This window comes from Accumulibacter sp., from assembly GCF_036625195.1.
GTDB lineage: Bacteria > Pseudomonadota > Gammaproteobacteria > Burkholderiales > Rhodocyclaceae > Accumulibacter.
Genome location: NZ_JAZKUG010000001.1, coordinates 1,517,066 through 1,523,683, shown reverse-complemented (window position 1 = coordinate 1,523,683; position 6,618 = coordinate 1,517,066). Strand labels below are relative to the sequence as shown.

5 protein-coding genes are annotated in these 6,618 nt (G+C 66.2%); 3 read left to right on the top strand and 2 right to left on the bottom strand.

All coding sequences use genetic code 11. The features are described 5' to 3' along the window. Positions 1–83: 83 nt before the first annotated feature. The gene (locus tag V5B60_RS06605; RefSeq protein WP_332346257.1) at positions 84–1,331 is read right to left on the bottom strand and encodes a helix-turn-helix transcriptional regulator; all 1,248 of its coding nucleotides are present in this window, start codon (positions 1,329–1,331) and stop codon (positions 84–86) included. Positions 1,332–2,172: 841 nt separating this feature from the next. Here V5B60_RS06605 and queC point away from each other — a divergent pair. Both queC and V5B60_RS06595 read left to right on the top strand, forming a co-directional pair. Next, positions 2,173–2,895: a 7-cyano-7-deazaguanine synthase QueC gene (gene queC / locus V5B60_RS06600; RefSeq protein ID WP_332346256.1), complete on the top strand. Its 723-nt coding sequence runs from the start codon at positions 2,173–2,175 to the stop codon at positions 2,893–2,895. Continuing rightward, positions 2,892–3,995 (top strand): YeeE/YedE family protein, encoded by a 1,104-nt coding sequence (locus V5B60_RS06595; protein WP_332346255.1) that lies wholly within the window; start codon positions 2,892–2,894, stop codon positions 3,993–3,995. The genes queC and V5B60_RS06595 overlap by 4 nt, the downstream gene beginning before the upstream one ends. Before the next feature lie 19 nt (positions 3,996–4,014). Here V5B60_RS06595 and V5B60_RS06590 read toward each other — a convergent pair whose 3' ends face one another. After that, complete coding sequence (locus V5B60_RS06590) at positions 4,015–5,328, bottom strand: hemolysin family protein (RefSeq protein ID WP_332346254.1); 1,314 nt, start codon at positions 5,326–5,328, stop codon at positions 4,015–4,017. 530 nt (positions 5,329–5,858) lie between these two features. On the opposite strand from V5B60_RS06590, the gene V5B60_RS06585 reads away from it, so the two are divergent. Further along, positions 5,859–6,539 carry a transglycosylase SLT domain-containing protein gene (locus V5B60_RS06585; RefSeq protein WP_332346253.1) on the top strand — a complete coding sequence of 227 codons (681 nt, stop codon included), beginning with the start codon at positions 5,859–5,861 and terminating at the stop codon, positions 6,537–6,539. Positions 6,540–6,618: the final 79 nt, after the last annotated feature.

Below are 6,618 nucleotides of genomic sequence, written 5' to 3'. Positions count from 1 at the left end.
CGTCTCAGAACATCCGCCGACGCTACCCGCAAGGCTGCTGCTTTGCCATTCCCCAAACGGGTAATCCCGTGGCGTAGCCATTGTCAGTCGCCGAGCGGCTCCGCGACGGTCGCGAACAGCTGCGCAGCCAACTGGCCGCGTCGCCGAACACCAAGCTTGCCGAAGACGGCTTCCAGATGCTTCTTCACCGTGTCGGGAGAAACCTGAAGCTGGCGCGCGATCTCCTTGTTGGTCAGTCCCTCGGCTGCCAGCCTGGCGATCACCCGCTCGCGCCCGGTCAGGCAGCGCGCCGAGCCGGACGCAGCGCTGTCGGCGACAACCCTGGCTGAACGCGCAGCCGACAGCCAACATCGGAAGGCCTGCGCCATCAGCCAGCGCGGCAACCACAGCCCACCCTGGCTCACCTCGCCCAAGGCGCGAGCGTAGAGGCTGGCCGGGGCATCGATGCGGATGCTGCCACAGACACGCAACCGCAAGATCTCGTCGACAGCCAGCGGCCAGGCATCGTCCCAGAGGAGGAGCAATCGCGCGCCCACCTGGTGGGCCGCGATCTCGATCTGATCCAACAGGTCCGCACCCGCGTTGCGCAGCCAGCGGGTATCGACCAACATCAGGTCGGCGCTACCGCCTGCCAGGAAGAGCCGTACGGCCTCCAGCGTTTCAACCACGATCGGCTGCAGCGGCATCTCCAGCGCGGCATCCAACTCGTCCATCAGCTGACGGACGAAATCCCGCCGGTCGGAGACCACCATCACCGACAGGGATGGTGCCTCGACATGTGCCAACAAGGCCGGCATGCGCAGGGCTTCGCCCCCGCTGCAGGCTGCCGCCGTGAAGCAGCTCGCCGGCTGGCACCGCCGCTCGCCCTGGCGACGGTCGTGGTCGTGATGCGTCATCTGCGAGCCGTCGCTGCGTCGCCTGCCAACGACGCGCCGCTCGGCGTGCCGGCGATCAATCAGCCCCGGCATTCCGGAATCGTCGGCGCGTGCATGCGTCGATGACAGGCGGCAGCGGATGCTCCGATCGAGGTCGGCGAGCGCGAACGGCCGCAAGAGTACCTCGTGCGACCTCCGCAATGCTTGCAGGTCTTCAGTGTTGCACGCACAGGCGTCGAGCAGGAAGAGGGCCGGTATCCCAGGGACATTGCCGGAACCGTCGAACGATCTCTTGCGCAACCATACTTCAGGAAGGCAGTCGGCAATGATCAGGCTCGGTTGCGGACTGCCCTTGGGCAGGTCCGCCGCCAGTTCCATCGCCACTGCCCGATAGTCCAGCTCGCGCAGGCAGGTCAGCAGGTGTTGCGCGACGTCGCCACGGCTGCAGGCGACCATGATCAGCAGCTGTCTCCTGGACAGCAACGTCCTTGCGGGCGCGGTCACGGTGTTCAACGGCTCGAGCACGGGAGGCCAGACGACGAATCGAAGAAAGCCGGGAAAGCGACGCGGCGGATCATCCCCGCATTCCCCGCAGGGAACTCGCCGCGACGACCGCCCAGGGTCGCGCACGGGTGGTCAAGCGCCCACACGCCTGACCGCACACTGAAGCTCCACCACTACCAAGACACGGCGACACTCGAGTGTTCTCCAGGAAAGAGGCGGCAAGGGCCAGACTTCGTTCGGTGCAGCCTGGCGTCGCCTACCCATCACACCGCGCAGAGGCCATTGCGCCCCGGACCGATCGCTACTTGCGTCCCAGTCTGCTTCGCACCGACACCCACCATCCCAATCCGGCCACGCCGACAACCTCTGGCCAACCGCAGCAGCATCAGGAACGCCGGCAGTGCCACCGCCGAAGGGGCCTGGCAACAGAGTCCGGACGAGCCCAAACAGTGACGGAGCAAGATTCACGCCAAAATCTGAACGCGCATGATATAAGTCTGGTTTTTCGTGTCTGCACAGGACTGAGCCCGTCGCACTGTAAGCTTTTCCGACAACTGGACGGCCTCATGGACAGCGAACCCGCACCGACTGGCCACGAGAAAGCGCCGAGAGAACCAGGGCGCACAATGGCCCTCGCCCGGCCCCAGGGCAGTGGCCATCCGCAGGCTGTGATCCCTCACGCATCACCTTGTCCTCAACCCGTCTCCTGCAACGCCACAAACACACGTCGATCAGGCAATCCGCGGCAGCGCGAGCGACCCGGCACCGCCGGAACGCGGTATAGTCTCCGTCCATGAGCAGTCCGCTGTCAGAGTCCAGCAAGCGCTGTGTCGTTCTCCTGTCGGGAGGACTCGACTCAGCGACGACGCTGGCGATCGCCCGTGCCAGCGGCTTTGCCTGCTTTTGCCTGTCGCTCGACTACGGACAGCGTCACAGCAGCGAGTTGCGGGCTGCGGCGGCGGTTGCGCAGGCACTGGCGGCAACGGCACATCGCATCGTGCGCCTGCGTCTTGAGGACTTCGGCGGCTCCGCGCTGACCGACACCTCGGCAGCGCTGCCGGTGGACGGGCTCCGTCCGGGCATCCCGGCGACCTATGTACCTGCCCGCAACACCGTCATGCTGTCACTGGCGCTGGCCTGGGCCGAGGTCCTGGAAAGTCGGGATGTGTTCATCGGCGTCAACGCGGTGGACTACTCGGGTTATCCCGACTGTCGCCCGGAGTACATCGCGGCTTTCGAACGGATGGCCAACCTGGCGACCAAGGCGGCGGTGGAAGGATCGGCACTGCGCATCCATGCGCCGCTGATCGATCTCGGCAAGGCCGAGATCATCCGCCGCGGCCTCGAGCTCGGGCTCGACTACAGCATCACCGTCTCGTGCTATCAGGCTGACGCGGCCGGACGCGCGTGCGGAGTGTGCGACTCGTGCCGCTTGCGACGTGCCGGTTTTGCCGCCGCCGGAGTCGCCGATCCAACCCCTTACGCCAACCGCCAGCCTCCGGAAATGCGCCGATGAGCGTCGCCGATCGCGCCACCACGGTCATCTGGCTCGCCTTCGCCATCGGCCTGGTGTTCGGCGCCGTCGCCAGCGGGACGCGCTTCTGTACCATGGGAGCCGTTGCCGACATCGCCATCCTCGGCGACTGGGGTCGCATGCGCATGTGGCTACTGGCGATTGCACTGGCCATCCTCGGCACGGCGGCGCTGCATGAAACGGGGCTCATCGATGTCGACAGGTCGATCTATCGCGGCCACAACCTGACTTGGCTGTCGCATCTCGCCGGCGGCCTCTGTTTTGGCTTCGGCATGGTGCTCGCCTCCGGCTGCGGTGCCAGGACCCTGATGCGTATCGGCGCCGGCAGCGTCAAGGCAGTGGTCGTGTTCATCGTCCTCGCGCTGGTGGCGTCCATGTCGATGCGCGGCGTGCTCGCCGTCTTCCGTGTCGAGGTGCTCGAACCGGTCGCACTGCATCTGCCCGACGGCCCGGGCCTGCCCGAGCTGGTCGCGAACCTCGGGCTGACACCCGGGCCGGCGCCGGCGCTTTGTGCCGCGCTGCTTGGCGGCGGCCTGCTGGCTGCCGTGCTGCTAGGTCGTCCCCGCCTGGCTGCCGCGCAAATCCTCGGCGGCGCCACCGTTGGCGCCCTGGTCGTCGCTGGCTGGTACGTCAGCGGCCATCTCGGCCATCTCGCCGAGGATCCGGAAACGCTGCAGGAAGCCTATCTCGCCACCAACAGTGGCCGCATGGAATCGCTGACCTTCGTCGCGCCACAGGCTTACACGCTGGAGTTGCTTCTTCTGTGGTCCGACAGCAGCCGCCGGGTGACTTTCGCGATCGCCAGCGCGCTCGGCGTCGTCTGCGGCAGCCTCGCTCATGCGCTCCTCAGCGGCGGCTTCCGCTGGGAAGGCTTCAACGATCTGGAGGACACCGCCAACCACCTCGTCGGCGCCGCGCTGATGGGCTTTGGTGGCGTCGTCGCATTGGGCTGCACGATCGGGCAGGGTGTCAGCGGGGTTTCGACCCTCGCCGCCGGCTCCTTCCTCAGCCTGTTCGCGATCATCGCCGGCGCCCGGCTGGCACTCGCCTACCAGTACTGGCGAGCCACAGGCAGCGGCTGAAGCGGCAGCGCCCGCGGTCTCAGTCGCTGCGACCCGACCCGCCCACTTCCGGGAGGCGCGCGATCAGCACCTTGTCGACGCGGTGGCGATCCATGTCGACGACCTCGAAGCGCAACCCCTCGACGACGAAGTGATCGGCGGGCAGCGGAATCCTGCCGAGGACGTACATCACGAACCCGCCCAGGGTATTGAACGCATTCTCCTCTTCACCGGGCAGTTCCGGGTGGATGGCGAGAACCGCCTTGAGACGCTCGATCGGCACGCTGCCGTCGGCGAGCCACGAGCCATCCTCGCGAACGATGATATCCAGTTCATCCGGGGAGTCCGAAGTCGGCAGATCGCCAACGATCGAGGTCAGCACATCGGTCAGGGTCACCAGACCCTGCAGGCCGCCGTACTCGTCCACCATCAGCGCGCACTGCTGATGCGCCCGCCGGAAGGTTTCGAGCAACTGGGTCGTCGTCACGCTCGCCGGAACGTAGAGCGCCGGGCGGACGAAAGCCTCCACTTCCAGCGGCTGCCCCAGCAGGACTCCCTGCAGCAGATCGCTGGTCCGCAGGACGCCGACGATCTGGTCAAGGCCGTCCCGGCAGACGACGATGCGTCGGTACGGGCTGTTCGCCAAGCGATGACGGATCACCTCTTCGCCGTCGTTCAGGTCGAGCAGATAGATGTCCTTGCGGTGCGTCATGATGGCGCTGATCCGCTGCTCGTCGAGACGCAGGACGTTGGAAACGATGGCCTGCTCGCTGGCATGGAATACTCCCGCTTCGGCGCCCTGCCCCATGAGGACCTTGATCTCGTCGTTGGTGACTGTCGAGTCCTGCGTCCGATGCGCACCGAGCAGCCCCAGGACCAAACTGGACGAGGACGAGAGCAGCCACACCAGCGGCCGTGCCAGGCGGGACACGACGCCCATCGGCCCGGCGACGAATGACGCCACACGCTCCGGCGCCAACAGGCCGAGACGCTTGGGCACGAGTTCACCAACGACCACCGAGCAGTAGGTGACCGCCACCACCACGAGCGTCAGGGCGACCGTATCGGCATGCGGTGCCAGCAGGGCGATCGAGCCCAGCCACTCGGCCAGCGGAGCGGCCAGCGTCGCCTCGCCAATGGCCCCGCTGAGGATGCCGACCGTGGTGATTCCGACCTGGACGGTCGACAGGAAGGTCGACGGTTCCTGCTGCAGCGCCAGCGCCGAGCGCGCACCCGAAAAACCATCCTCGGCCAGCTTCTGCAGGCGCGACTGGCGCGCGGAAACCACCGCAATCTCGGACATCGCCAAAATGCCGTTGAGCACGATGAGGAACAGCAGCAGGACAACGTCCATCGGGGATTCCGTCAATCAGGCTGTGCAGCCAGCCGCAAGGCACCGTGCGGAAACAGCCCGCCATGCCCGCCTGGCGATGTCTCTCGGGAGCGGTCCACCGGTGGACCGAGCATCGAGGCTTGCCTGCCATCCGCAGAGCCTTGCGGCGACAGGGAGTCATGATTATACGAGCTTGAGTGACGGCCATTCTGCTTCGGCGACAGGCACGTCGACGTTCGCCATGACGGGCTGAACGGGTACCCTTTCGCGCAACGGCCAAGGACCGTGGAGCGACGCGTCGCTTGCCCGGGAGGTGCGGGGGGGTTGACCAAAGCGGCATTAGCCAATAGAGTCGAGGCCCTCCAGTATCAAACAAGCAAATTCGCAGCGTCGTCGCTGCATCTTCGCCGCCCTGTTCGCGAGCTTTTCCCGAGAACAGAGTTCCGGCCTCAGGGGTTGCGTACCCCGAGCATCCGAGGCTTTGCACCCGCCTGCAACCGTCCATCGCCGCGTTGTCTTTCGTGCGCGACGACGAAAGTGAAGGAGAGAGCATGTCCACAACCATTGCATTGAAAGGCTTCAACCCGCGTCGTGTCGACGTGAGCCTGAGTTTCCTCCAGCACAGCCTGATGGTCGTCGGGCTGATGCTGCTTCTCGGCAGCTTCAAACACTGGATCGAAGTCGACGCCACCGACAACGCCCAGACGATCGTGACCGGCGAAGCGGCAGCCGCACCGTCAAGCGCGGGTGACGAAGCCGGAATTGCCCCGCAACCGGTCCTTTCGGCACGGCTGCATCGCGTTCTGGACGCGGTGTCGCGCCGCTACCGCGTGGCGCCGGAAGCCCTGGTGCCGATCTTCGAAGCGGCACAACGGGTGGGTCGCGAACGGCGCCTCGATCCGCTGCTGATCATCGCCATCATCGGCATCGAGTCGCGCTTCAATCCCTTCGCCGAAAGCCCGGTGGGCGCCAAGGGTCTGATGCAGGTGATTCCCGGCTATCATCTCGACAAGGTCCCGGCGGGCGCGGGTGAGACGCCCTTTCTCGACCCGGTAACCAACATCCAGGTTGGCGTCCATGTCCTCGAGGAGGCCATTCGCTGGCGCGGCAGCCTGACTGCGGGGTTGCAGCACTATGGTGGCGCTCCCGATGATCCGGAGGCCAGCTACGCCAACAAGGTCATGGCGGAGAAGGAGAGGCTCGAACAGGCGGCTCGCCGAGGTCGCGCCTGAGGGCTTGCCGCCCGCCCCGGCCAGTCGTTGGAAATGGCGACCTCGCGCGCCCCTGCCGCCTTGCCAATCTTCGCCATGG